The 23,153-nt window shown below is 72.8% G+C and carries 25 protein-coding genes; 13 read left to right on the top strand and 12 right to left on the bottom strand.

What is annotated here, in order from left to right; all coding sequences use genetic code 11:
- Window positions 1–2 precede the first annotated feature (2 nt).
- Genes ACIBQ8_RS10775 through ACIBQ8_RS10765 form a run of 3 tightly spaced genes read right to left on the bottom strand, consistent with a single transcriptional unit; the run spans window position 3 to window position 3,416 of the window.
- Window positions 3–812 carry a carbon-nitrogen hydrolase family protein gene (locus ACIBQ8_RS10775; RefSeq protein WP_397191796.1) on the bottom strand — a complete coding sequence of 270 codons (810 nt, stop codon included), beginning with the start codon at window positions 810–812 and terminating at the stop codon, window positions 3–5.
- Window positions 772–1,713, bottom strand: coding sequence for a DUF418 domain-containing protein (locus ACIBQ8_RS10770; RefSeq protein WP_397176211.1), 942 nt, complete (start codon window positions 1,711–1,713; stop codon window positions 772–774). Before ACIBQ8_RS10770 ends, ACIBQ8_RS10775 begins: the two co-directional genes overlap by 41 nt.
- Window positions 1,710–3,416, bottom strand: coding sequence for an alpha/beta fold hydrolase (locus ACIBQ8_RS10765; protein ID WP_397191795.1), 1,707 nt, complete (start codon window positions 3,414–3,416; stop codon window positions 1,710–1,712). The genes ACIBQ8_RS10770 and ACIBQ8_RS10765 overlap by 4 nt, the downstream gene beginning before the upstream one ends.
- Before the next feature lie 40 nt (window positions 3,417–3,456).
- On the opposite strand from ACIBQ8_RS10765, the gene ACIBQ8_RS10760 reads away from it, so the two are divergent.
- Window positions 3,457–4,626 carry a pyridoxal phosphate-dependent aminotransferase gene (locus ACIBQ8_RS10760; RefSeq protein WP_397191794.1) on the top strand — a complete coding sequence of 390 codons (1,170 nt, stop codon included), beginning with the start codon at window positions 3,457–3,459 and terminating at the stop codon, window positions 4,624–4,626.
- A 6-nt stretch (window positions 4,627–4,632) separates the two neighbouring features.
- Here ACIBQ8_RS10760 and ACIBQ8_RS10755 read toward each other — a convergent pair whose 3' ends face one another.
- Entirely contained in the window at window positions 4,633–5,187 is a 555-nt protein-coding gene (locus ACIBQ8_RS10755; RefSeq protein ID WP_397176205.1) for a TetR/AcrR family transcriptional regulator, read from the bottom strand.
- A gap of 147 nt (window positions 5,188–5,334) precedes the next feature.
- On the opposite strand from ACIBQ8_RS10755, the gene ACIBQ8_RS10750 reads away from it, so the two are divergent.
- Window positions 5,335–6,351, top strand: coding sequence for an aldo/keto reductase (locus ACIBQ8_RS10750; RefSeq protein ID WP_397191793.1), 1,017 nt, complete (start codon window positions 5,335–5,337; stop codon window positions 6,349–6,351).
- A 5-nt stretch (window positions 6,352–6,356) separates the two neighbouring features.
- Here the strand turns inward: ACIBQ8_RS10750 and ACIBQ8_RS10745 are convergent, their stop codons facing one another.
- On the bottom strand, window positions 6,357–7,280 hold the full coding sequence (locus tag ACIBQ8_RS10745; protein WP_397176202.1) for a LysR substrate-binding domain-containing protein: 924 nt from the start codon (window positions 7,278–7,280) through the stop codon (window positions 6,357–6,359).
- Window positions 7,281–7,396: 116 nt separating this feature from the next.
- Here ACIBQ8_RS10745 and ACIBQ8_RS10740 point away from each other — a divergent pair, with 116 nt between their 5' ends.
- Window positions 7,397–7,948 carry a peroxiredoxin gene (locus tag ACIBQ8_RS10740; protein ID WP_352329929.1) on the top strand — a complete coding sequence of 184 codons (552 nt, stop codon included), beginning with the start codon at window positions 7,397–7,399 and terminating at the stop codon, window positions 7,946–7,948.
- Entirely contained in the window at window positions 7,945–8,481 is a 537-nt protein-coding gene (locus tag ACIBQ8_RS10735; protein WP_352329931.1) for a carboxymuconolactone decarboxylase family protein, read from the top strand. The genes ACIBQ8_RS10740 and ACIBQ8_RS10735 overlap by 4 nt, the downstream gene beginning before the upstream one ends.
- Before the next feature lie 139 nt (window positions 8,482–8,620).
- Here ACIBQ8_RS10735 and ACIBQ8_RS10730 read toward each other — a convergent pair whose 3' ends face one another.
- The 3 genes from ACIBQ8_RS10730 to ACIBQ8_RS10720 form a co-directional block, all read right to left on the bottom strand.
- Window positions 8,621–9,652: an aromatic acid exporter family protein gene (locus tag ACIBQ8_RS10730; RefSeq protein ID WP_397176200.1), complete on the bottom strand. Its 1,032-nt coding sequence runs from the start codon at window positions 9,650–9,652 to the stop codon at window positions 8,621–8,623.
- A gap of 88 nt (window positions 9,653–9,740) precedes the next feature.
- A complete protein-coding gene (locus ACIBQ8_RS10725; protein ID WP_397191792.1) occupies window positions 9,741–10,421 on the bottom strand; it encodes a TMEM175 family protein in 681 nt (226 codons plus the stop codon).
- 59 nt (window positions 10,422–10,480) lie between these two features.
- A complete protein-coding gene (locus ACIBQ8_RS10720; RefSeq protein WP_397176196.1) occupies window positions 10,481–11,149 on the bottom strand; it encodes an alpha/beta fold hydrolase in 669 nt (222 codons plus the stop codon).
- Between the two features lie 180 nt (window positions 11,150–11,329).
- Here ACIBQ8_RS10720 and ACIBQ8_RS10715 point away from each other — a divergent pair, with 180 nt between their 5' ends.
- Window positions 11,330–12,430, top strand: coding sequence for a ring-opening amidohydrolase (locus tag ACIBQ8_RS10715; RefSeq protein ID WP_397191791.1), 1,101 nt, complete (start codon window positions 11,330–11,332; stop codon window positions 12,428–12,430).
- On the opposite strand, the gene ACIBQ8_RS10710 is transcribed toward ACIBQ8_RS10715, so the two are convergent.
- Entirely contained in the window at window positions 12,427–13,035 is a 609-nt protein-coding gene (locus ACIBQ8_RS10710; protein WP_397176193.1) for a nucleotidyltransferase family protein, read from the bottom strand. The two genes, ACIBQ8_RS10715 and ACIBQ8_RS10710, sit on opposite strands and share 4 nt — an antisense overlap.
- A 122-nt stretch (window positions 13,036–13,157) precedes the next feature.
- On the opposite strand from ACIBQ8_RS10710, the gene ACIBQ8_RS10705 reads away from it, so the two are divergent.
- On the top strand, window positions 13,158–13,694 hold the full coding sequence (locus tag ACIBQ8_RS10705) for an SseB family protein (protein WP_397176192.1): 537 nt from the start codon (window positions 13,158–13,160) through the stop codon (window positions 13,692–13,694).
- 160 nt (window positions 13,695–13,854) lie between these two features.
- Here ACIBQ8_RS10705 and ACIBQ8_RS10700 read toward each other — a convergent pair whose 3' ends face one another.
- Together ACIBQ8_RS10700 and ACIBQ8_RS10695 are read right to left on the bottom strand one after the other, a co-directional pair.
- Window positions 13,855–14,235 (bottom strand): hypothetical protein, encoded by a 381-nt coding sequence (locus ACIBQ8_RS10700; RefSeq protein ID WP_397176191.1) that lies wholly within the window; start codon window positions 14,233–14,235, stop codon window positions 13,855–13,857.
- 23 nt (window positions 14,236–14,258) lie between these two features.
- The gene (locus ACIBQ8_RS10695) at window positions 14,259–14,642 is read right to left on the bottom strand and encodes a hypothetical protein (RefSeq protein WP_357992478.1); all 384 of its coding nucleotides are present in this window, start codon (window positions 14,640–14,642) and stop codon (window positions 14,259–14,261) included.
- 266 nt (window positions 14,643–14,908) lie between these two features.
- Here ACIBQ8_RS10695 and ACIBQ8_RS10690 point away from each other — a divergent pair, with 266 nt between their 5' ends.
- Genes ACIBQ8_RS10690 through ACIBQ8_RS10665 form a run of 6 tightly spaced genes read left to right on the top strand, consistent with a single transcriptional unit; the run spans window position 14,909 to window position 19,500 of the window.
- Entirely contained in the window at window positions 14,909–15,490 is a 582-nt protein-coding gene (locus ACIBQ8_RS10690; RefSeq protein WP_397176189.1) for a prepilin peptidase, read from the top strand.
- Window positions 15,491–15,533: 43 nt separating this feature from the next.
- Entirely contained in the window at window positions 15,534–16,715 is a 1,182-nt protein-coding gene (gene aroC / locus ACIBQ8_RS10685) for a chorismate synthase (RefSeq protein WP_358284964.1), read from the top strand.
- Between the two features lie 37 nt (window positions 16,716–16,752).
- Window positions 16,753–17,253 carry a shikimate kinase gene (locus ACIBQ8_RS10680; RefSeq protein ID WP_397176188.1) on the top strand — a complete coding sequence of 167 codons (501 nt, stop codon included), beginning with the start codon at window positions 16,753–16,755 and terminating at the stop codon, window positions 17,251–17,253.
- Entirely contained in the window at window positions 17,250–18,320 is a 1,071-nt protein-coding gene (gene aroB, locus ACIBQ8_RS10675; protein ID WP_397176186.1) for a 3-dehydroquinate synthase, read from the top strand. The genes ACIBQ8_RS10680 and aroB overlap by 4 nt, the downstream gene beginning before the upstream one ends.
- Window positions 18,317–18,751: a type II 3-dehydroquinate dehydratase gene (gene aroQ, locus ACIBQ8_RS10670; protein WP_352363963.1), complete on the top strand. Its 435-nt coding sequence runs from the start codon at window positions 18,317–18,319 to the stop codon at window positions 18,749–18,751. Before aroB ends, aroQ begins: the two co-directional genes overlap by 4 nt.
- The gene (locus ACIBQ8_RS10665) at window positions 18,748–19,500 is read left to right on the top strand and encodes an SGNH/GDSL hydrolase family protein (protein WP_397191790.1); all 753 of its coding nucleotides are present in this window, start codon (window positions 18,748–18,750) and stop codon (window positions 19,498–19,500) included. Before aroQ ends, ACIBQ8_RS10665 begins: the two co-directional genes overlap by 4 nt.
- Before the next feature lie 218 nt (window positions 19,501–19,718).
- Here the strand turns inward: ACIBQ8_RS10665 and ACIBQ8_RS10660 are convergent, their stop codons facing one another.
- Window positions 19,719–21,692 (bottom strand): ATP-dependent DNA helicase, encoded by a 1,974-nt coding sequence (locus ACIBQ8_RS10660; RefSeq protein ID WP_397176184.1) that lies wholly within the window; start codon window positions 21,690–21,692, stop codon window positions 19,719–19,721.
- A gap of 392 nt (window positions 21,693–22,084) precedes the next feature.
- On the opposite strand from ACIBQ8_RS10660, the gene ACIBQ8_RS10655 reads away from it, so the two are divergent.
- A complete protein-coding gene (locus tag ACIBQ8_RS10655) occupies window positions 22,085–23,125 on the top strand; it encodes a hypothetical protein (protein WP_397191789.1) in 1,041 nt (346 codons plus the stop codon).
- Window positions 23,126–23,153 lie beyond the last annotated feature (28 nt).

The raw sequence follows: 23,153 nt of genomic DNA, 5'->3' as shown, positions 1-23,153 counted from the left end.
CTCTACTTTACGGTCGGTTGACCCTTGAGCACCCGGTGATCCAGACACGGGAGCATGGCCCTGGCGGTGGCCGTCCATTCGGTGTCGAGGCGGACGAGCTGGACCCCGGGACCGGTGCCGAGGTCGGCCCGGACCACTCCGAGCGGGTCGACCAGCATGCTGCGGCCCACGCCGAACCCGTCCTTCGACTCCTCCGGGTTGGGCGCCTGGCCGACGGCGGCCGTCCACATCGTGTTCTCCAGGGCCCGTGCGCGGACCAGCGTGACCCAATGGTCCTCCTTCAGCGGGCCCGACCCCCAGGCGGCGATCACCGCGAACAGGTCGGCGCCCTTGTCGACCAGCGCCCTGGTCAGCTCGGGGAAGCGGATGTCGTAGCAGGTGACCAGCCCGACGCGCAGCCCGGCCAGCTCGACCACGGTCGGCTCGGCGCCCGGCGCCACCATGTCGGACTCCTTGGAGCCGAAGGAGTCGAACAGGTGGATCTTCCGGTAGGCGGCCCTGATCTCGCCGTCGGGGCCGATCGCCACGGCCGTGTTGTGCACCTTGGCGCCGGCCGGGCCCTCGCCCGGCTCGAACACGCCGGCGATCACCGCCAGGCCGTGGGTGCGGGCCGCCTCCGCCAGCCCCGACACGAACGGGCCGTCGAGCGGCTCGGCCAGCTCGGTGACGCGCCTGCCGTAGCGGGTGAGCGTGGCCTCGGGGAAGATCGCCAGGTCGGCCCCCTCGGCGCGGGCGAGCGCCTCCCCGGCCCTCTTGAGGTTGGTGGCCGGGTCAGGAGAGACCGGAATCTGGCAGAGGGCGATTGTGGTCACGGCCCGACTCTAACCGGTTGGGCACCAGTCGAAACCAGGTCAGGCACCGCCAGATCCACTCAAGTGGGCCGTACCGAAACCTGGTGAGCCACCAGCCGCTGAACAACGTCTGCGCCACCACGGTCGTCAGCGCCACCGCGAGGACCGGCCAGCGGGTCGCGCCGGTCTTCAGCGGGACCGTGCACAGCGCGATCACCGCCGTGCCGGTGACGTAGTTCGTCAGCGCCATCCGGCCCAGCGGCTCCAGCAGGGCCGACGACCACGGCCGCAGCGCCAGCAGCAGCCCGGTGGCGTACGCCGCCGCCCCCGACAGCGCGGCCACGCTGTAGACGGTCCAGTCGCCCGCCCCCGGCGTCTCCGCGACGCCCGCCCAGGTGACCGTCAGCACCAGGGAGGTCAGCGCCGAGGCCGCGAACACGGGGGCCAGCAGGCTCCGCGGCGGGCGCAGCCGCATCAGGCCCATGCCGACCAGGAACAGCCCGGGGATGAGCGAGGGGCCCGCGCCGTGCCAGGCGGCCCAGACGGTCGCCACGACGCCGAGCGCCAGCACCGGCAGGCCGCCCGGCAGGAACGAGGCCGGCAGCAGCACCGCCAGGCCGTAGAGGGCGTAGTCGGTCAGCACCTCGCCCTCGTAGAAGGTGTGCTGGAGCAGGCCGAAGCAGGCCAGCCAGGCCAGCCGGCGGGCCAGCGCCCAGCGGCTCCCCGAACGGTCGAGGAACAGCACGAAGCTGATGCCGAACAGCAGCGAGAAGATCGGGTAGAAGCGGCTCTGGAACAGCGCCTCGATCGCGCGGTCGATGCCGGTGTAGGGCACGTGGCTCGCGTGCTGCCAGGTGTTGACCAGCATGATGCCGCCCACCGCGAAGCCGCGGAGGGCGTCCAGCTCGCGGATGCGCCTCACAGGAACCAGGTGAACCACCATACGAGGAATCCGGCGCCGGCGACCGCCGCCACGAGGTGCGGCCACCGCCGCGCGTGGACCAGGGCCGCGACGCTCAGCACGGCCGAGGCCACCGCGATCCACGTGTACAGACCGGCGACCGCGCCCGGGACGCCGACGGCCAGGGCCGTCTCGTTCCTGCTCGCCATCCCGTAGAGGGCCTGGCCGGTCAGCCCGGCGAACGCCACCCCGGCCAGCCCCGCGAAGGCGGTCACCGCCCTGCCGCGCAGCGCGCCGGCCCCGAGCTGGACCAGCGCGACGAGCGCGAACAGCGCGAACGGCGCGGCCAGCCAGGGCGCCTGCGAGATCCGGTAAGGCGCGCCGGTGACGTGCGTGTCGGCGAGCCGGAGCGTGGGCGGCTGGGCCGGGTCGGGCTCGCACGCCCCCGGCGACACGCCGCCGGGGGCCTCGACGAACTCGGCGATGTGCTTCCTGGCGCACGCGCTGGTGAGGAAGACGGCGTGGCTGCCGCGGAACGTCTCGAACCGGGCGCCGGGGATGGCCCTGGCGGCGGGCCCGGCCGTCCTGGCGGGGGTGGTGGGGTCCTGGTCGCCGCCGACGACGTAGACGGGGACCTTGGGGACGGCGTTCACGGGGACGGATTTGGGAAGTTGCCACGCATCACACACCGCCTTGTCCGCATTTACCGTGAAAAGTCGGGACTTGGTGGTGAAGGTGTTGAACGGCACCTCGTCCTGGCACTGCACCGCGTGGTACAGCCCGAACTCGTGCGACACCAGCCCCTCGCCCACCGCGTCGGCCAGCGGCCGCAGCAGCTCGTCGTGCCCCTCGGCCAGCCCGCCGACCAGCGCGGGGGCCACGGCCGACACGTCCGCCTCGTGCAGCGCCTCGGCGAGCACGGTGGCCACGTCGTCGCCGGACATCGTCGCCGTGAACGGCCGGCCGAGCAGCGGATCGGTGGTCGGCACCCGGGCGGGCGAGCGGTTGAGCCGGGCCACCAGCCGGTCGAAGGCGTCGCCCGCGCCGAGCGCGGCCACGGTGTCGCGCAGGTTGCGGTCGGCGTCGTCGTACCAGGCCACGGACTCGGGCAGGAACGAGTCCAGCACGACCGACCGCACGCCCTGCGGGTCGGCCGCGGCGACGTCGGCCATGACGCGGGTGGAGTAGCTGACGCCGAACAGGTTCCAGGAGGGGTGGCCGAGCGCCTGGCGCAGGGCGACCACGTCGGCGGCGATCTCCTTGGTGTTGTAGCCGCGCAGGTCCACGCCCTGCTCCTGGAGGCGGGCGCGGCAGCGCCGGGCCGCCGCGCCCACGTCGGCGGGCGGCCTGCGCAGCCGTCCGAGCAGCGCCTCGGCCGTCTCGGGGCAGCCCAGCACCGGACGGGAGTACTTCCCGCCGCGCTGCTCGATCGTCACCACGTCTCGGTCGGGGAACATCTGGCTCAGGAAGCCGGTGAGCTGCAACGACGACGACGCCGGCCCGCCGCCCATGTAGACGATCGGGTCGGGTCTGCGGCCCGGGGCCGTCGAGGTGTGCACGGCGTACCCGACCTTGACGGTCCGGCCCGGCGTGTCGCGGCGCTCGGGGACCAGCAGGAACCCGCAGACGGTGTGCTCCGGCACGACGACCGGGCAGGGCGCGGCCTCCAGGGGAGGGGGCGTGTCAGGCGTGACGAGGGGAACGCTCAGGGCGAGGGCTAGCACGACCCGGATGATCACGAGACGAGACTAATAGTGTGGGGGCGTGACCGAACCACTTGTTTCCAGGATGCGCGCCTTCGGCACGACGATTTTCGCCGAGATGAGCGCGCTCGCCGTGCAGACCGGGTCCATCAACCTCGGACAGGGCTTCCCTGACACCGACGGCCCGGCCGCCATGCTCGACCGCGCCGTGCAGGCGATCACCTCGGGCGCCAACCAGTACCCGCCGGGGCCCGGCGTGCTGGAGCTCCGGCAGGCGGTCTCGGAGCACCGGATGGCCCACTACCGGCTCGACTACGACCCGGCGGGCGAGGTGCTGGTCACCGTGGGCGCCACCGAGGCCATCGCGGCGAGCGTGCTGGCGCTGTGCGAGCCGGGCGACGAGGTGATCGCGTTCGAGCCGTACTACGACTCCTACGCGGCCTCGATCGCGCTGGCGCAGGCCAGGCTCGCGGCGGTGACGCTGCGTCCGGTGGACGGCCGCTTCACCTTCGACCCCGGCGAGCTGCGCGCCGCCGTCACGCCGCGCACCCGGGCGATCCTGGTCAACTCACCGCACAACCCGACAGGGACGGTCTTCACCAGGGACGAGCTGACGGTCATCGCCGAGCTGTGCCAGGAGCACGGCCTGATCGCGATCACCGACGAGGTCTACGAGCACCTCACCTTCGACGGCGTCGAGCACGTCCCGCTGGCCACGCTGCCCGGCATGCGCGAGCGCACGGTCATGATCTCCTCGGCGGGCAAGACGTTCTCGGTCACGGGCTGGAAGACCGGCTGGGTGTGCGCGCCGCCCGAGCTGGTGCGGGCGGTCTCCACGGTCAAGCAGTTCCTCACCTTCACCGCGAGCGCGCCCTGGCAGCTCGCGGTGGCGTACGGGCTGCGCACCGAGCTGGAGTGGGTGGCCGCGCTGCGCGCCGGGCTCCAGGACAAGCGCGACCGGCTGATGGACGGGCTGGCGGCGGCGGGCTTCGAGGTGTTCGGGCCGGCGGGCACGTACTTCGTGCAGACCGACATCCGGCCGCTGGGCTTCACCGACGGCCTGGAGCTCACCCGCCGCCTGCCCGAGCTGGCCGGGGTGGTGGCCATCCCCACGCAGGTCTTCTACGAGCACCCCGAACGCGGCCGGCACTTCGTCCGCTTCGCCTTCTGCAAGAAGGACGAGGTCATCGACGAGGCGGTGACCCGGCTCAAGCGCCTGTCGCAGGGGTAGCCGGGCTCAGCCGCCTGTCGCAGAAGCGGGCCCGCGCAGGCCGTCGAACAGCACGGCCAGGGCCCTGGCCCGCAGGTCGTCGCTCCAGTTGTGGTGCTGCGCCGCCAGGCAGGCGGCGCTGAGCAGGGCGAGCAGCTCCGCCATGCCCACGTCCGCGCGCACCGCCCCCGCCCGCTGCGCCCGTTCCAGCAGCGCGCCGATCGCGCCCCTGATGTCGGGCGCGCCCGCCTTGGCGTCGATGCCGGCGCTGGCCAGGGCGTCCACCAGGATCTTCTTGACGGTCGAGTAGGCCACGATGCGGTCGAAGAACTCGAAGAAGGCCGCTCCGGCGTCGGCGGCGCCGGCCAGCTCCTCGGCCATCTCGGCCAGCCGTTCCTGCCGGTCGGTCACGATCGCCGCGTACAGGGCCTCCTTGGTGGGGAACTGGCGGTAGATCGTCCCCACGCCCACGCCGGCCAGCGCGGCGATCTCGCGCATCGAGGCGTCGAGCCCGTCGCGGGCCAGCACGACCTCGGCCGCCTCCAGCACGCGGGCGCGGTTGCGCCGGGCGTCGGCACGCATGGGCCCTCCTCACGTCGACATCCTTCGGGGACATCCTTCGCGCGGACATCCTTCGCGTTGACATCCTTCGCGTTGACATCCGGAACCGTTGTTCCGTATCGTTCCCGGCATCCAAGCGGAACAGTCATTCCGATTCTAGGGGCATTCGTGCACTTCCACACCATGGGACGTTCCGGGCTGCGCGTCTCCCGCGCCTGCCTCGGCACCATGAACTTCGGCACCGAGCACGGCCTGGCCGCGGGCGACGCGACCGAGGCGGGCCGCGTCATCGACGCCTATCTCGACGCGGGCGGCAACTTCATCGACACCGCCGACCTCTACCACCGGGGCGAGACCGAGGAGATCGTCGGCCGGGCGCTGCGCGGCAGGCGCGAGTGGGTCGTGCTGGCCACCAAGGGCGCCATGCCGGTCGGCCCGGAGGGGCGGGGCCTGTCCAGACGGCACCTCACCCGCGCCCTGGAGGCCAGCCTGCGCCGCCTCGGCACCGACTACATCGATCTCTACCAGTGCCACCAGTGGGACCCGGGCACGCCGATCGAGGAGACGATGGCCACCCTCGACGGCTTCGTCCGCTCGGGCAAGGTGCGCTACCTCGGCTGCTCCAACTTCACCGCCGCGCAGATCGTCGAGGCGCAGTGGGCCGCGGAGCGGGTGGGCGGCACGCCGTTCGTGAGCCTGCAACCGCAGTACTCGCTGCTCCAGCGGCTCGTCGAGGACGAGATCCTGCCCGCCTGCGCCCGCTTCGGCCTCGGCGCGGTGGTGTACGGCGCGCTCGGCGGCGGCGTCCTGACCGGCCGCTACCGGCGCGGCGAGATCCCCGACCCGGACAGCCGCATGGGCCGCCTGCTCGGCGCCGCGATGCCCGGCGCGGCCCGCTGGGCGCAGTCGCTGCTCAACGACCGCAACCTGGCCGTCGCCGAGGGGCTGGCCGAGGTCGCGGCCGGCCTGGGCGCCGACCCGGCCGCGGTCGCCCTGGCCTGGGTCGCGGGACGTCCCGGCGTCACGTCGGTGCTGCTCGGGCCACGCTCGGTACGGCAGCTACGGGAGAACCTGGCCGCCTTCGACCTCACCCTCCCCCCGGAGGCGACCACCCGCCTGGACGACCTCTCCGACCCCACCCCCACCCCCGCCGACGCCTCCTTCTTCCACCTCGTCCCCCGCTGACGCGGTCACGAGGTGAGCTTGACGGGGAGGCGGCGTTGGCGGATGGCGGTGCGGACGGCCTTGGCGAGCTGGTCGTACTCGGCCACGCGGGCCGAGGAGGCGCGGTAGGCCAGGCCGATCGTGCGGCCGGGGGCGGGGGCGGCGAAGCGGCGCAGCGCCAGGCGTACCCGCTTGCCGGTCTCCACCGGCACGGCCGACTCCGGCAGCAGCGTCACGCCGAGGCCGCCCGCCACGAGCTGCACCAACGTGGGCAGGCTGGTCGCGTACGTGGTCGCGGTGGCCCGCGCGCCCACCTCGCGGCACACGTCGATGGCCTGTTCGCGCAGGCAGTGGCCCTGGTTGAGGAGCACGATGTCCAGGCCCTTGAGCGCGTCGCGGTCGAGCGGCGCGGAGTCGGCGGCCAGGGGGTGGTCGTGGGGGAGGGCCAGCAGGAACTCCTCGTCGTAGAGCGGCGCCTCCACCAGGCCGCCCACGTCCGTCGGCAGGGCGAGCAGGACCAGGTCGAGCCGCCCCTCGCGGACCTCCTCCAGGATCGTGTCCGTCTTGGCCTCGTGGACGGTCAGCTTGAGCTGCGGGAAGCGCTGGGCGAACATGGGCAGCAGCGCGGGCAGCACGTACGGCGCCACGGTGGGGATCACGCCGAGGTGGGCCGGTCCGCTGAAGGGCTCGCGGTTCTGGGCGGCCTCGCCCATCAGGTCCTCCACGGCGGCCAGCACCCGCCAGGCGTGCTCGGCCACGCGCTCGCCGGCGGAGGTGAGCAGCACCTTCCGGGTGGTCCGTTCCAGCAACTGTGTGTCCAATATCTCCTCCAATGAGGAGATATTTCCGGACAGGGTGGGTTGGCTCATCTTCAGTGCCGTCGCCGCCTCCCTGAAGTGGAGATGCTCGGCCACGGCGAGGAAGGAGCGCAGCTGAGCGAGGGTGGGCATGGGCTCACTGATAGGAATCACCTCTCAGATTGGTCCAACTACTCGATTTCTCGAATCAATGGTAGGTGCGGCAACGTAGGTGCCCTGACCCGCACTTCCTCCGAAGGAGTAGGAACTTGCTCACCGTCGGTGACCGCTTCCCCGAGTACGAACTCACCGCCTGCGTCGACCTCGACCCCGACAAGGCGTTCGCTGAGATCAACCACAAGACCTACGAGGGCAAGTGGCGCGTGGTGTTCTTCTGGCCGAAGGACTTCACGTTCGTCTGCCCGACCGAGATCGCCGAGTTCGGCCGTCTCAACGGCGAGTTCGCCGACCGTGACGCGCAGGTGCTCGGCGTCTCGGTCGACTCCGAGTTCGTGCACCACGCCTGGCGCAAGAACCACGAGGACCTGCGCGACCTGCCCTTCCCGATGCTGAGCGACATCAAGCGCGAGCTGTCTCAGGCCTGCGGCGTGCTCGGCCAGGACGGCGTCGCCCAGCGCGCCACGTTCATCGTCGACCAGAACAACGAGATCCAGTTCTCGATGGTGACCGCCGGTTCCGTGGGCCGCAACGTCAAGGAGGTCCTGCGGGTCCTCGACGCGCTGCAGTCCGACGAGCTGTGCCCGTGCAACTGGAACAAGGGCGAGGCCGGCCTCGACGCCCAGAAGCTGCTGGCCCAGTGAGCGTCGACACCCTGAAGTCGCTCCTGCCCGACTACGCCAAGGACACCAGGCTCAACCTGGGCTCGGTCACGACCACCTCGTCGCTGACCGACCAGCAGCTCTGGGGCACCGTCCTGGCGTGCGCCCTGGCCACCAGGTCGGCGCGGGTCATCGCCGAGCTCTCGCAGGACGCCGCCGACCACCTGTCGGCCGAGGCGTTCACCGCCGCCAAGGCGGCCGCGTCGATCATGGCGATGAACAACGTCTACTACCGCGCCACCCACCTGATCGGCGACGAGACGTACGCGACGCTGCCGGCCAGGCTCCGGATGACCGTGATCGGCAACCCGGGCGTGGACAAGACGGACTTCGAGCTGTGGTGCCTGGCGGTCTCCGCGATCAACGGCTGCGGCCGCTGCCTGGAGTCGCACGAGCAGGTGCTGCGGGGCGCGGGGATGCCGCGTGAGCAGGTCCAGGAGGCGCTGCGGGTGGCCGCCGTGATCAACGCCACCGCCGCGACCCTGGAGGCCGAGGCCGCGCTCCAGACGGTCTGACCTCCCCGCGGAACCGCGAAGACGCGAACCGCAGAACCGCGTGACCGCAAGAACCGCGTGACCGCAAGAACCGCGTGACCGCAAGAACCGCGAAGGCGGGCGCCCGTACGGGCGCCCGCCTTCGGCGTGCGCGGGGGTGCTAGCTGCTCCGGGGTTCGTCGAGCGGCGTGAGCGCCTGGCTGGCCTGCTCGTGCTCCAGGCCCGTGGCCTGCAACAGGTCCACCGCGATCGACCGCAGCTGCGCGATGATGACGTGCGCCGAGAAGCCAAGCCGCTCGGGCCGTTCGCGACCGGCCACCGCGAGCAGCGCCTGCCGCGCCAGCAGGGGATCGCGCCCGGCGGCCAGCTCCAGTTGCAGCAGCAGCGCCGCCTCCGAGACCTCCCGCATCGCCTCGGCCAGCGCCGTGGGCGGCGGGCTCGCCTCGCCCAGCGCCGCCAGCGTGCGGCGGACCATCACCCGGGCGTTGCGCAGGGCCAGGTCGACGGGGACGGCGGCGGTCTCGTACCGGGCCAGGGCGGCCCGGCGATGCCAGTGCAGCGGCGAGATCATGGTGATCTCCTTGCTGGTCTCCAGCGCCATCGCGAACTCCTCGACGGCGGCCTGCGTCGTCCGCGCCTCGTCCAGCGCCTCGGCGGCCAGGTCGACGTCCCGCTTCTCGATCGCCTCCGCCGCCTGCTCCAGGACGGTGGACAGCGCGTCCAGCACCCCCGACAGGTGTTTGGCGGCGATCGTGAACGGGCTGGCGGGCATGAGCGCGACCGCCGCGACGCCGATGACGCCCCCGGTGAGCGCGTCGGCCATGCGGTCGAGGCCGCCGGCGTTCTCGCCGGGCAGCAGCGTGGCCACCAGCACCGCCGACGAGCCCGCCTGCGCGACGAACAGCGCCCCGCCGTTGAGCAGCAGCGCGACGGCCATGGCAAGCCCGACGACCAGCGCGAGCTGCCAGGGGCCCGAGCCGATCCAGGACACCAGCAGGTCGCCGACGCCGACGCCGAGGCTCACGCCCACCACCAGCTCGGCGACGCGCCGCAGCCGCTGCCCGAGCCCCACGCCGACGCAGATCAGCACGGAGATCGGGGCGAAGAACGGCCGGGCGTGCCCGAGCAGGTCGACGGCGACGATCCAGGCCAGCGCCGCGCCCACCGCGCACTGCACGATCGAGGGCGCCATGAGACCGAACGTGCCCAGTCGTTCCCTTACGTGATCGCTGAGCCTCGTTCGCACCTTTTCACCTTGGCGGATCTTTGTGACATTGAGGTCACGTTTGCCCCGTGACATCCGGCTGAACCGCGCCGGGCGCGAGCCGCCTGCGGACGAGCACGATGACCGCGACCACGACCGGCGTGGCCATCCACAGGAACGTGGAGTTCTCCCCGACGCCGAAGGCCAGGACCGCGCTGACCGCCCACAGCACGCCGCAGCCCCAGTACACCCAGGCCGAGGTGGCCATGCGCCGCCTGCTCGCGCCGGCGTTGAGCAGCCCCTGCGTCAGGGCCAGCGTGAACAGCGCGCCCTGGCAGAACATCAGGACGGCCTCCGTCCCGGCGAACAGCGCCAGCGCCAGCCCCTTGGACGCCTGCACGTCGATGTCGGCCGCCGACATCTCGCTCCACAGGTTCATCGTGTACGGCAGGAACGCCGAGCACAGCAGCAGCGGCACGTGCAGCAGCAGGACCGGCTGGGAGACCCGGTGGAGCTGGTCGAAGAGCGTGTGGTGGGCCCGCCAGCTGAACCACAGCATGAGGAAGGCCAGCGCGAACGCCGCGAACGAGCCCTGGTGATGGCTCAGGAAGCCCGCGAGGTCACGGAAGTCGCCCTCCGCCGGACGGGGGATCTCCAGGACGAGCAGCGTGATAGCAATCGCGAAGACCGCGTCGCTGAACATCCCGACCCGCTCCGGGGTCATGCCGGGACGGGGGGCCGGTGGGGGGCTGGACACAGCGGGTCTCCGTGACTCGTGGGGGGACGACCAGCATAGAGGTCCGGACCTGCCCGGGCTCACCGGTCCAGGAAGGCGTCCACCGCGGCCAGGAAGGCGGCCCGTTCCGTGGCGTGGACGAGGTGCCCGGCCTCGATCGTGACCAGCTCGGCGCCGGGGATCAGGCGGGCCAGCCCGGGGGCGTCGAACGGGCTCAGCCGTCCGCCCGAGACCACCAGCGTGGGCGCCGTGATCTTCCCCAGCTCGGCGGCCAGCGCCGGGTCGGGGTCGGCGATGTACGGCTCGGTCTGGTGCATCATCCGCCAGTCGAAGCCGGTGGAGTCGTCCTCCACGAGCGGCTGGCGTCCCTCGATCGGGTACGGCGCCGGCACGTCCTCCAGCACCAGCCGCTCGACCCGCCCGGGGTGGCGCATGGCCACGTGGTAGGAGACCATGCCGCCGAGCGAGTGCCCGATCAGCCGGACGCGGTCGAGGCCCAGGTGGTCGAGGAGCGCCACGACGTCCTCGGCCATCGTGCTCACCGCGTACTCGCCCGGACGGTCGCTGGCCCCGTGGCCGCGCAGGTCGGGGGCCAGGACGTGGTGACGGGCGGCGAAGTGCCGGGTGATGCCGTTCCAGTCGTTGTGGTTCGCGGTCCTGCCGTGGACGAGGACCAGCGGCGGGGCGGCGGGGTCGCCCTCCTCGCGGTAGACGAGCTTGATGCCGTTGACGTGGGCTTCGCGAATCACATCCAGGAACACTACCTTCGGCCCTTTTGTCTGCTTCAAGGTTCCGCCGAGAGCTTGACCGGCCAGCGCACCTTGACATCGCCGCGGCCGTTCATGGGCAGACATTGCCCATGAACCCCGCCGGGCCGCTCGGCTAGCGTCGCGACGGTGGGGAAGCCGGTACTGGAGAAGGGGCAACGCATGCCGGACCCGATTGAAGTGCGAAAGGTGCCGATCGAGAGCGTGACCGACGCCTCCGGGCTGTCCCGGCTCATCGAGGACGGGGTGATCGAGGCGCGGCGGGTGCTCGCGGTGATCGGCAAGACCGAGGGCAACGGCGGCGTCAACGACTACACGCGCATCCTGGCCGACCGGGCCTTCCGCGAGGTGCTGGCCGAGCACGGGCACCCGTCCCCCGAGAGCGTGCCGCTGGTGTGGTCGGGCGGCACCGACGGCGTCCTCAGCCCGCACGCCACCGTCTTCGCCACCACGGCGGACGCGCCGCCCAGCGACGAGCCGCGCCTGTCGGTGGGCGTGGCGATGAGCGAGGTGATCCTGCCCGAGGACATCGGCCGTCCGGCGATGGTGGAGAAGGTGGCCGCCGGGGTGCGGGAGGCCATGAAGATCGCCGGCATCGACGACCCCCGCGACGTGCACTACGTGCAGACCAAGACGCCGCTGCTCACCTTGGCCACCATCACCGAGGCCAGGAGCCGCGGCCAGGACACCGCCATCGAGGAGACCGGCCCGTCGATGGACCTGTCCAACTCCACCACCGCGCTCGGCATCGCCGTCGCGCTCGGCGAGATCGACATGCCCAGGGCCGACCAGATCCACAAGGACCTGTCGCTGTACTCGTCGGTGGCCTCGTGCTCGTCGGGGGTGGAGCTGGACCGGGCGCAGATCGTGCTGGTGGGCAACGTGCGCGGCATCGGCGGGCGCTACCGCATCGGGCACAGCGTCATGAAGGACGCGCTCGACGCCGACGGCATCTGGGCGGCCATCAGGGACTCCGGGCTGCCGCTGCCGGACCGCCCCCGCCCCGCCGACCTCGGCGGGCGGCTGGTCAACGTGTTCATGAAGTGCGAGGCCGACCCGTCGGGACGGGTGCGCGGGCGGCGCAACATCATGCTGGACGACTCCGACGTGCACTGGCACCGGCAGATCAAGGCGGCCGTCGGCGGGGTGGCGGCCTCGGTCACCGGCGACCCCGCGGTGTTCGTCTCGGTGGCCGCCGTGCACCAGGGGCCGTCGGGCGGCGGGCCGGTCGCGGCCATCGCCGACCTCGCCGACCTCAGCTAGCTGGACGGCCCCGGCGGGCACCAGGGGAGCACGGTGAGCTCGGGCCAGGCTTCGGCGCAGCGTGCCGCCTTGGCCTCGTAGACCTCGCGCGGCGCCTGCCGGGGGTTGGGACGCAGCACGAGGTTGAAGGCGTCGGCCACGCCGTAAGGGGCGTAGACCCGCCACGCCCCCGACGCGGTGAGCCGGACGCCGATCGCGCTCGTGGTGCTGGGGAAGGAGTCGATCGCGGCCTCGGAGCTGTCGTAGGGCGGGCACGGCACGCCGAAGCGGCGCTCGTACCACAGGTGGACGCGGGCCTCGTTGCGGATCTCCACCGGCACGTCGCCGAACAGCTCGCGCCCGGCCCTGATCGCGCGGTCCTCCGCCTCCCACGACAGGTCGGACGGATCGTGATAGATGAGGTCATAGTCTTTGACGCCGTAGCCCGCCGGACGTCCGGTCACGTGGTTCCAGATCGCCTGGACGACCGCGCCCGCCGCCAGCCACCAGCCGGGCAGGCCGAGCGCGCGGGCCCCGCCGAGCACCCGGACCAGCACCGGGTCGGTCTCCAGCACGGCCCGCACGGCCGCGGTCTGCTCGTCGAGGGGAAGCCGGGAGATCCGCACCCCACCTGTCTAACAGCCCGCCCCGACAGAACACCGCCGGAACGCCGGCGAACACCGCCGGAACGTCTCCAGGGCGCCTCCCGGAGCGGGGGCGGTGGCGCCCGCGGGTAGTCTCGTTCGTTGTGCCGACCATCCCACAGCCACTCGACCCCGACGACGACGGCAGCGCCGCCCCCGCCGTGGCCGCCGCCCTGGCCGCCTACGAGGCGGGCGCGTGCGGCCCCGCCGACGTGCTGGCCGCGCTGAGCGGCGCGCGGCTGCTGGTCCCGGTGGTCGCCCTGCTGACCGAGTCGGAGGTCGGTGAGCACGGGCTGCGCCAGGAGAAGGAGAGCGAGATGGCGCTGCCCAAGCTCGTCGGCCACGACGGCAGGCACGCGGTGCTCGCCTTCACCGGCACCGACGCGCTGACCAGATGGCGCAAGGACGCCCGCCCGATCCAGACCGGCACGCTCCAGGTCTGCCGGGCGGCCGTGCACGAGGAGGCCGCGGCGGTCGTGGTCGACGTGGCCGGGCCGGTGCAGTTCGTGATCGAGGGCGAGGTGCTGAGGGCGCTGGCCGCGGTCGAGTCCGGCACCGTCGACCAGCTCGGCGGCGTCACCGTCGCCAGGATGGAGCCCGCCCCGCCCCGCCGCCGCTGGTTCTCCCGCCGAACCGGCTGAGCGCCGCTTCCCGAGCCGAACCGGCTGAGCGCCGCTTCTCCCGCGGGAAGGCTGAGCGCCGCTTCTCCCCACGAGCCGGACGCGCCGACGCCCCCGGCCGGTGTCGGTCACCGGCCGGGGGCGTTCGCCGGACGTCGTCAGGAGACGGCGAGGCAGGTCGTCAGGAGACGGTCAGGTAGAACCCGGTGTCGGCCGCCACGCCGTCGGCGAGCTGGCTGTAGACCGCGATCGCCCGGTAGTGGCCGCCGCAGATCGCCGCCCCGCGCTGCACCGACAGCGAGCGCGGGTAGGTGGACCGGCCGATCGGCGTCACGTGGATCGCCAGGTCGCCGTCGTAGTCGACGTCCTCGCCGAGGATCACGCAGTACGTCCCGCGGAACATGCGCTTGGCCTCCTCGACGTTCTTGCTGTCGGTCACCACGCCGTCCGCCCGGACGGTGGCCGAGGCCTGGGCGTACGGCGTGTCCGCGTACGCCGCCGCGGGCGTCAGGACGGCCGCCGCGACGAGCGCGACGCCGGCGGCGCGCCGGATGATGTTCATATGGGTGCTCCCTCGGTTCTCGGTCAGGAGATGGTCAGGTCGAAGCCGCCGTCGGCGAGCCGGCCGGTGCTGGTGTCGTAGACGCCGACGGTGATGGTGTTGGACTCGTGGCAGGTCGCCGACGAGTTCCGGTAGGCGATGAACGGCAGGCGGCGGGGCGCCCGCGGGGTGATCTGGATCACCGCGGTGGACGTGGTGACGTGCCTGTCGACCATCACGCAGTAGCGGCCGGTCGAGGCCCGCCACGTCTTGAGGATGTTCTTGCCGTTGTTCAGCTCGCCGTCCGCGTCGACGATCGCCGCGGCCCGCGCGTAAGGGGCCTGCAGGTCGGCGTACGCGGCGGGGCCGGTCATGATGAGGCTTGCGGCGCTCAGCGCGAGGCCGCCGGCCAGGATGCCACGGAACATGGGTCTTCCTCTCGGTCACTCTTCCGGGGGGCCACGACAGAAAGTAAGTTCCTGACCACCCCCGCAGCCGCGTGCCACCCCGTCCCGGACGATCAAAGTTCCTTGGGGGATCGCCCCCGAACCCATGACCGCCGGCGTGCGTCGCGGCCCTCCGTCCGGGGCGCCGGGGCCCGCCGGGACGCGGGTTCGCTCTTGGCGCACGCCATACCCGGGCCGCCCGCCGCGATCGCGGGACGGCCGCCCGGCCGCCGGATTAGGGTCTGGTCGTGGTCGCACTCATGGCGCTGCTCGGTCTGGTCGCCGGACGACAGGTCAGGGCGCTGGCCGACGCCTACGACGACCTCGCGTCCCCGCCGTCCTGGCCGCCCGGCGTGGAACTGCTGACCGCCGCCGTGACGGCGCTGACCGCCTGGCTCGCCGGGCCGCCGTACGCGGGGCTCGCGCTGGCCGGCACGGCGCTGGCGGTCATCGACTGGCGCACCACCCTGCTGCCCGACGCGATCACGCTGCCCGCGTACCCGATCATCGCACTGACCCTGCTCCCCACCGGGGAGCTGCCGCGCGCGCTGCTCGGCGCGGCGGCGCTGGCGGCCGTCTACGGCCTGTTGTGGTTCGCCAGGCCGGCCGCGATGGGCCTCGGCGACGTCAAGCTGGCCGGGCTCATCGGCATGGCGGCGGCGGCGATGAGCTGGCAGACGTGGGTGGCCGCGGCGTTCGCCGGGCAGGTGCTCGGCGCGCTGTACGCGGTCGCGCTGCTGCTCACCGGGCGGGGCGACCGGCACACCCAGTTCCCCTTCGGGCCGTTCATGCTGCTCGGTGCTTTCGTGGCGCTCTGTCTCGGCTGGTGAACGACGGACATCCCACCCGGCCGCACATGGAAGACTTGGAGTCATGTTGCGCTGGTTGACGGCCGGAGAGTCCCACGGCCCCGAACTCGTTGCCATCCTCGAAGGACTGCCCGCCGGGGTCGAGGTGACCACGGCCGCGATCGACGAGGCCCTGCGCCGCCGCAGGCTCGGCTACGGCCGCGGCGCGCGGATGAAGTTCGAGCAGGACCAGGTGACGATCGTCGGCGGCGTGCGCCACGGCCGCACCATGGGCAGCCCGGTCGCCGTCCGCGTCGGCAACACCGAGTGGCCCAAGTGGGAGAAGGTCATGTCGGCCGACCCGGTCGACCCGGCCGAGCTGGAGGGCCTGGCCCGCAACGCGCCGCGGTCCCGTCCCCGCCCCGGCCACGCCGACCTGGCCGGCATGCAGAAGTACGGCTTCGACGACGCCCGCCAGGTGCTCGACCGGGCCAGCGCCCGCGAGACCGCGGCCCGCGTCGCGCTCGGCGAGGTCGCCAGGCGCTTCCTGAAGCAGGCGCTCGGCGTCGACATCGTCAGCCACGTCACCTCCATCGGCGGCGCGCAGACGCCCACCGAGGTGCTGCCCGGCCCCGGCGACCTGGCCAGGATCGACGAAGACCCGGTCCGCTGCTCCGACCCCGAGGGCAGCGCCGCCATGGTCGCCGTCATCGACCAGGCCCACAAGGAAGGCGACACGCTCGGCGGCGTCGTCGAGGTGCTCGCCTACGGCCTGCCGCCCGGCCTGGGCAGCTACACCCACTGGGACCGCAGGCTCGACTCCCGGCTCGCCGCGGCCCTCATGGGCATCCAGGCGATCAAGGGCGTCGCGGTCGGCGACGGCTTCGAGACCGCCCGCCGGCCCGGCTCGCGCGCCCACGACGAGATCGAGTACACCGCCGAGAACGGCGTCAAGCGCGTCACCAACCGCGCGGGCGGCGTCGAGGGCGGCATGACCAACGGCGAGGTCCTGCGGGTCAGCGCCGCCATGAAGCCCATCTCCACCGTGCCGAGGGCCCTGGCCACGATCGACGTCAAGACCGGCGAGGCGGCCAAGGCCCACCACGAGCGCTCCGACGTGTGCGCCGTCCCGGCCGCGGGCATCGTGGCCGAGGCCATGGTCGCGCTGGTGCTGGCCGACGCGGCCCTGGAGAAGTTCGGCGGCGACTCGGTGGAGGAGGTCGCCCGCAACCTGTCCGGCTACCTCTCCTCGATGGTGATCAAGTGACGGCCGCGCCGAGCGCACGAGAAGGGGTGAGCGACCAGTGACCAGAGCCGTGCTCATCGGCCCGCCCGGATCCGGCAAGACCACGATCGGGCGGCTGCTGGCCGAACGGCTCGGCGTCGCCTTCCGCGACACCGACGCCGACGTCGAGGCCGAGGCCGGCAAGCCGGTCGCCGACATCTTCGTCGAGGACGGCGAGGCCCGCTTCCGCGAGCTGGAGCACCAGGCCGTGCGCCGCGCCCTGGCCGAGCACGACGGCGTCCTGTCGCTCGGCGGCGGCGCCGTGCTCAACGAGGAGACCCAGGCGCTGCTCGCCGGGCACCACGTGGTCTACCTGCAGGTGGGCCTGGCCGACGCGGTCCAGCGGGTCGGGCTCGGCTCGGCCAGGCCGCTGCTCGTGCTCAACCCGCGCAGCCAGCTCAAGAAGCTGATGGAGGAGCGGCGGCCGGTCTACGAGCGCCTGGCCGTGGTCACGCTCGCCACCGACAAGCGCGACCCCGGCGAGCTCGCCGACGAGATCCTGGAGGGCCTGCCCGCATGACCGCGACGCGGATCCCCGTCCCCGGCGACAGCCCCTACGACGTCGTGGTGGGCAGCGGCGTGCAGGCCGAGCTGCCCGGCCTGCTCCGGCCGGGCGTGCGCACGGTCGCCGTCGTCCGGCCGCAGGGCCTGCCTGAGCTGTCCCGCCCGGTCCTCGCGGCGCTGGCCGAGGCCGGCTACGAGGTGGCCGACCTGCCCGTCCCCGACGGCGAGGCGTGCAAGACGCCCGAGGTGGCCGCCGGCCTGTGGTCCGCGCTCGGCCGCCACGGCCTGACCCGCTCCGACGCCGTCGTGGGCGTGGGCGGCGGCGCGACGACCGACCTGGCCGGGTTCGTGGCCGGCACCTGGCTGCGCGGCGTGCAGGTCGTGCTCGTGCCGACGACGCTGCTGGCCATGGTCGACGCCGCCGTCGGCGGCAAGAACGGCATCGACACCCCCGAGGGCAAGAACCTGGTGGGCACGTTCCTGCCGCCCGCCGGGGTGCTCTGCGACCTGGCCGTGCTGCCCGGCATGCCGAAGGCCGACTACGTGGCGGGGCTGGCCGAGATCATCAAGGGCGGCTTCATCGCCGACCCGCAGATCCTCACGCTGGTCGAGTCCGACCCCGAGGGGGCCACCAGACCCGACGGCCCCCACACCCGCGAGCTGATCGAGCGCAAGATCCGCGTCAAGGCCGGCGTCGTGGGCGCCGACCTGCGCGAGCAGGGCCTGCGCGAGATCCTCAACTACGGCCACACGCTGGCCCACGCCATCGAGCGCGACGAGCACTACACGATCCGCCACGGCGAGGCGGTCGCCATCGGCATGGTCTACGCCGCCGAGCTGTCCCGGCTGTCCGGCCGCGCCGACCTGGCCGCCCGCACCCGCGCGATCCTCACCTCCGTGGGCCTGCCGGTCTCCTACCACGCCGGCGCCTGGCCGCGGCTGCGCGACCACATGCGGCTGGACAAGAAGAACCGGGGCGCCAAGCAGCGTTTCGTCGTCCTCGACGACCTGGCCAGGCCGGGGCGCCTCGAAGACCCCGCCGAAGAGCTGCTCGAAGCCGCCTACAAGGAGATCGCACGATGATCCTCGTGCTCAACGGCCCCAACCTGAGCCGGCTCGGCACCCGCGAGCCCGACGTCTACGGGGCCGAGACGCTGGAGGACCTCGCCGAGCTGTGCCGCGAGACCGGCCGCAAGCTCGGCGAGCAGGTCGAGGTGCGCCAGACCGACGACGAGGCCGAGCTGATCGGCTGGCTGCACGAGGCCGCCGACGGCCGCATCCCCGTCGTGCTCAACCCGGCCGCCTTCACCCACTACTCCTACGCCGTGCGCGACGCCATCGCCCAGCGCACCGCGCCGCTCGTCGAGGTGCACATCAGCAACCCCGCGGCGAGGGAAGAGTTTCGCCACACCTCGGTCGTCGCCGGGGTGGCGACGGGCACGATCGCCGGATTCGGACTACAGTCCTACGTCCTGGCGCTACACGCTATCGCGGAGATGAACAGCAGCTCATGAGGCAATACAAGTCCTTCGTCGCACTCGGGGACAGTTTCACCGAAGGACTGAACGATCCAGGCCCCGACGGGCACTACCGCGGCTGGGCCGACCGCGTCGCCGAACGGCTCGCCGCCGACGACCCGGCGTTCCGGTACGCGAACCTGGCCGTCCGCGGCAAGCTGCTCGACCAGATCATCGCCGAGCAGGTGCCGCGGGCCATCGAGATGGGCCCCGACCTGGTCAGCTTCTGCGCGGGCGGCAACGACCTGCTGCGGCCGGGCAGCGACCCCGACGTGATGGCCAAGCGCCTGGCCCGCGCGGTGCGCGACCTGCGGGCCGGGGGCGCCGACGTGCTGCTGTTCACCGGGGTCGATCCGCGCGACACGCCGCTGATGCGGCGGCTGCGCGGCCGTTTCGCCATCTTCTACCTGCACATCCGCTCCATCGCCGACCTCTACGGCTGCCGGCTGGTCGACCAGTGGTCGATGCAGGGGCTGCGCGACTGGCGGGCCTGGAGCACCGACCGCCTGCACATGAACGAGGACGGCCACCGCCTGGTGGCGGCCCGCGTGCTCGACGTGCTGGGGGTGCCGTTCGACGACTGGCGCAAGGAGTGGCCGGAGCGGCTGGTCGACCCGCGGGCGCGGCGCCGCGAGGACGCCCAGTGGATCCGCGAGCACCTGGTGCCGTGGATGTCCCGCCGCCTGCGCGGCACCTCCTCCGGCGACGGCCTCACCCCGAAGCGCCCCGACCTCACCCCGTTCTAGCCGGTCTGGCCGGGCCGTTCCCGGATCGGGCCCGCTCAGGGGCCGTTCCCGCGGCCGACGGTGGCCACGGAGCGGGGCAAGGCGGGCTCGCGTGACGGCGGCCCGCCGGTGAAGGGTCAGCGGGCGTTTCCTGGAAGGCCGCCCGCCCCGTATGGCGGGTGGCCTGACCAGGCGAAGCCGTAAGGAAGAGGACTGTCGCCTGAGGGGGCCCGCGGCGGTCAGGACTCGGTGGACAGGCGCTTGAGCGCGGCGCGCGGGACGGCCGGGTCGGTGGTGCGCCAGAACGGCGGCAACGACCCCAGCAGGAAACCGCTGTACCGGGCCGTGGCCAGGCGCGGGTCGAGGACCGCGATGACGCCCTTGTCGTCCTGCGCGCGCAGCAGCCGGCCGGCGCCCTGGGCCAGCAGCAGGGCCGCGTGGTTGGCCGCCACCGCCATGAACCCGTTGCCGCCGCGCGCCGCGACGTGCCGCTGCCGGGCCGAGGTGAGCGGATCGTCGGGGCGTGGGAACGGCACCCGGTCGATGATGACCAGGCGCAGCGACGGCCCGGGGACGTCGACCCCCTGCCACAGCGACAACGTGCCGAACAGGCAGGTCGGCTCGTCCTCGGCGAACTGCTTGACCAGCAGCATGGTCGAGTCGTCGCCCTGGCACAGCAGCGGCACGTCGAGCCGTTCGCGCAGCGCCTCCGTGGCGGCCTTGGCGGCGCGCATCGAGGAGAACAGCCCCAGCGTGCGCCCGCCGGCCGCCTCGATGAGCTCGGTGATCTCGTCGAGATACTGCTGCGGCAGCCCGTCGCGGCCCGGCTGGGGCAGGTGTTTGGCGACGTAGAGGATGCCGGCGCGCGGGTGGTCGAACGGCGAGCCGACGTCGATGCCCTGCCAGCGCTTGCTGTCGCCCAGCCCCCACTGCGCGGCCAGCCCGTCGAACGTGCCGCCGAGGGCGAGCGTGGCGGAGGTGAGCACCACCGTGCGCTCGCCGAACAGCCGCTCGCGCAGCATGCCGCTCACGCTCAGCGGCGCGACCCGCAACATGGGCGGACGGCGGTCGGTGGCGCCGTCGAGCCAGACCACCTCGGCGCGGTCGGCCTCGGAGGCGTGGCCGTAGGCGTCGAGCATGCGCACGGCGGTGTCGTGCACCTCGTCGAGCGCGGTGAAGGCGGCCTTGCGCTGGCCCGCCTTGTCGGGATCGTCCTTGTCGGCGTTGCGCGAGCCCATGGCGGTGATGCAGCGCCAGGCCGTGTCGCGGATGAGCTGCAGCGTCAGGCCGAGCACCTGCGGCAGCTCGTCGATGCGGCCGGGCGGCGCGGCGGCCAGCAGCGCCTTGAGGTCTTCGCCGGCCTCCATGAGCTGGTCGGCGAGCGGCTGCTCGATCAGCCGGCCGACGCGGCGCACGGCCAGCATCACCGACGCCTCCGACAGCTCGGCGGTGACCACCGAGGTCACCCGGTCGACCAGCTCGTGGGCCTCGTCGACGACCACGACCTCGTGCTCGGGCAGCACCGGCAGGTCGCCCATGGCGTCGATGGCCAGCAGCGCGTGGTTGGTCACCACGACGTCGACCTCGCCCGCGCGCGCCCTGGCCAGCTCGGCGAAGCACTCGGGGCCGCTCGGGCAGCGGGTGGCGCCCAGGCATTCCTGCGCGCTCACCGAGAACTGCCGCCAGGCCTGCTCGCTCACGCCGGGCACCAGCTCGTCGCGGTCGCCCGTCTCGGTCTCCTCGGCCCACTCCTGGATGCGCTGGACCATGCGGCCGGTCGCGCTCACCTCGCGCGGGTCGAAGAGCTGGTCCTGCTCGTCCTCCTCGGGCCAGCCCGCCGTCGCCTTGTAGCGGCACAGGTAGTTGCGCCGGCCCTTGAGCATGGCGAACGTCGGCTCGTGCGGCAGCTCCTTGCCCAGCGCCTCGGCCAGCCGGGGCAGGTCGCGGTCGACGAGCTGGCGTTGCAGCGCGATGGTGGCCGTGGAGATCACGACGGGGGAGTCGCTGTCCATGGCGTGCCGGATCGAGGGCACCAGGTAGGCCAGCGACTTGCCGGTGCCCGTGCCCGCCTGGACGGCCAGGTGCTCCTCGTCGTCGATGGCCTTCTGGACGGCCTTGACCATGGTGATCTGGCCCTGCCGTTCGCTCCCTCCGAGAGCGCCGACCGCGATGTTGAGCAGTTCGTCCACTGACGGGAGATGGGAGTCCGGCACGGTCGTCAACGGTACCCGCAATCCCGGGCCGACGCGCCGGGACGCCCTGTGTCCGGTCATGCGCATCCCGGCGTTCCCGGGCTCCTCGCCGGACTCGCGTGGCACACTGTCGAGCGGAACTCCGACTGGTCAGGACGATCTTGCTGGTGTGATCGACGGGGTTCACGGTCTCGATGGTGAGAGCGGTTAGGTAGGGTTTTCCGGGGTTGAGTGGACGAATAAAGGCTGGTTAAAGCAGTATGTCTGCCATGTCGGAAGTTGTCCCGTTGCCGTCGTTCGGCGAAGTCTTCTTCGATGCACGAGGTCAGGAGCGGTGCCTCCGGGTCACGTGGCATGAGGGCACACTCGTCCTCAGCCTGTGGCGAGGGGAGATGTGCACAGCGAGCTTCCGCATGCCGATGGAGGACGTCGGCAGGCTGCTCGACACGCTCGACGACGGCTACGCCGAGGCCACGGGCGAGCAGCCCGCGGTGCCCGCGGACGATCCGGGCACCGAGGTCATGCCGGGCACCGGGACGTACCACCGGCCGCCCCAGCACGCCCAGCAGCCGCCTCCGCCCGCGCTCGACGAGCGGCCCACCGCGTCGCTGTCGCCCAACGACGTGCTGGTCGCGCGCGGCCCGGCGCCGCAGGACAAACTGGTGGCCTCCTACAGCGAGACCACCGGCCCCCGGGAGACGCCGTCGTACGGCGAGCGCACCCCCTTCACCGGCCCCCAGTACGTCGAGCAGCCCGCCGCCCAGTACCCCGGCGACCCGCACAGCGGCCCCCACTACACCGGCGACCCGTTCAGCGGCCCGCAGTACACGGGCGACCCGCTGAGCGGCCCGCAGTACACGGGGGACGCCTTCAGCGGCCCGCAGTACACCGGCGACCCGCTGAGCGGCCCCCAGTACGCCGGCGACCCCTTCACCGGCCCCCAGTACGTCGACAGCGGCGAGCCCGTCTACCAGCTCCCCGCCGACCAGCGCCGCCCGGCGCCGCTGAGCACCGACCCGCTCGGCTTCCCGTCGCAGGCCGCCGACCCCTTCCCGCCGGCCCAGCAGTACGCGCCGGACTCCTACGGCTCCTACCAGCAGCCGCCGTCCCAGCCCCAGCCCCAGAGCCAGCCGCAGCCTCAGGCGCAGCCGCCGAGCACGGCCGGGCTCGGCACGCCCATGCACGGCATCCCCGGCGCCGGCCGCAGGCACCACCCCGCGCCCGCCCAGGACCCCTACCGCCCGGCCGACGCCTACCAGGGCTACCAGCAGCCCGCGCCGCCCAACCCGGTGGACCCGCTGCTGGCGCTCGGCCGCCAGGAGTACCCGCCGCAGTCGTCCGACCCGAACATGGGCCGTCCGTACGTGACGGACCCCCTGTTCTCGACCGGCGAACGCCTGCGCCCCGACCAGCAGCAGGACTACGGCGACGGGCACGACCGCCGGGAGTGGTGACACCCTCCTCCGGCCCGCCGGGTACGCT

The sequence above is a fragment of the Nonomuraea sp. NPDC049646 genome (assembly GCF_044465525.1).
Lineage (GTDB): Bacteria > Actinomycetota > Actinomycetes > Streptosporangiales > Streptosporangiaceae > Nonomuraea.
Note: the sequence above shows the minus strand (reverse complement) of the source record. Positions and strands in the feature narration are given on the sequence as shown.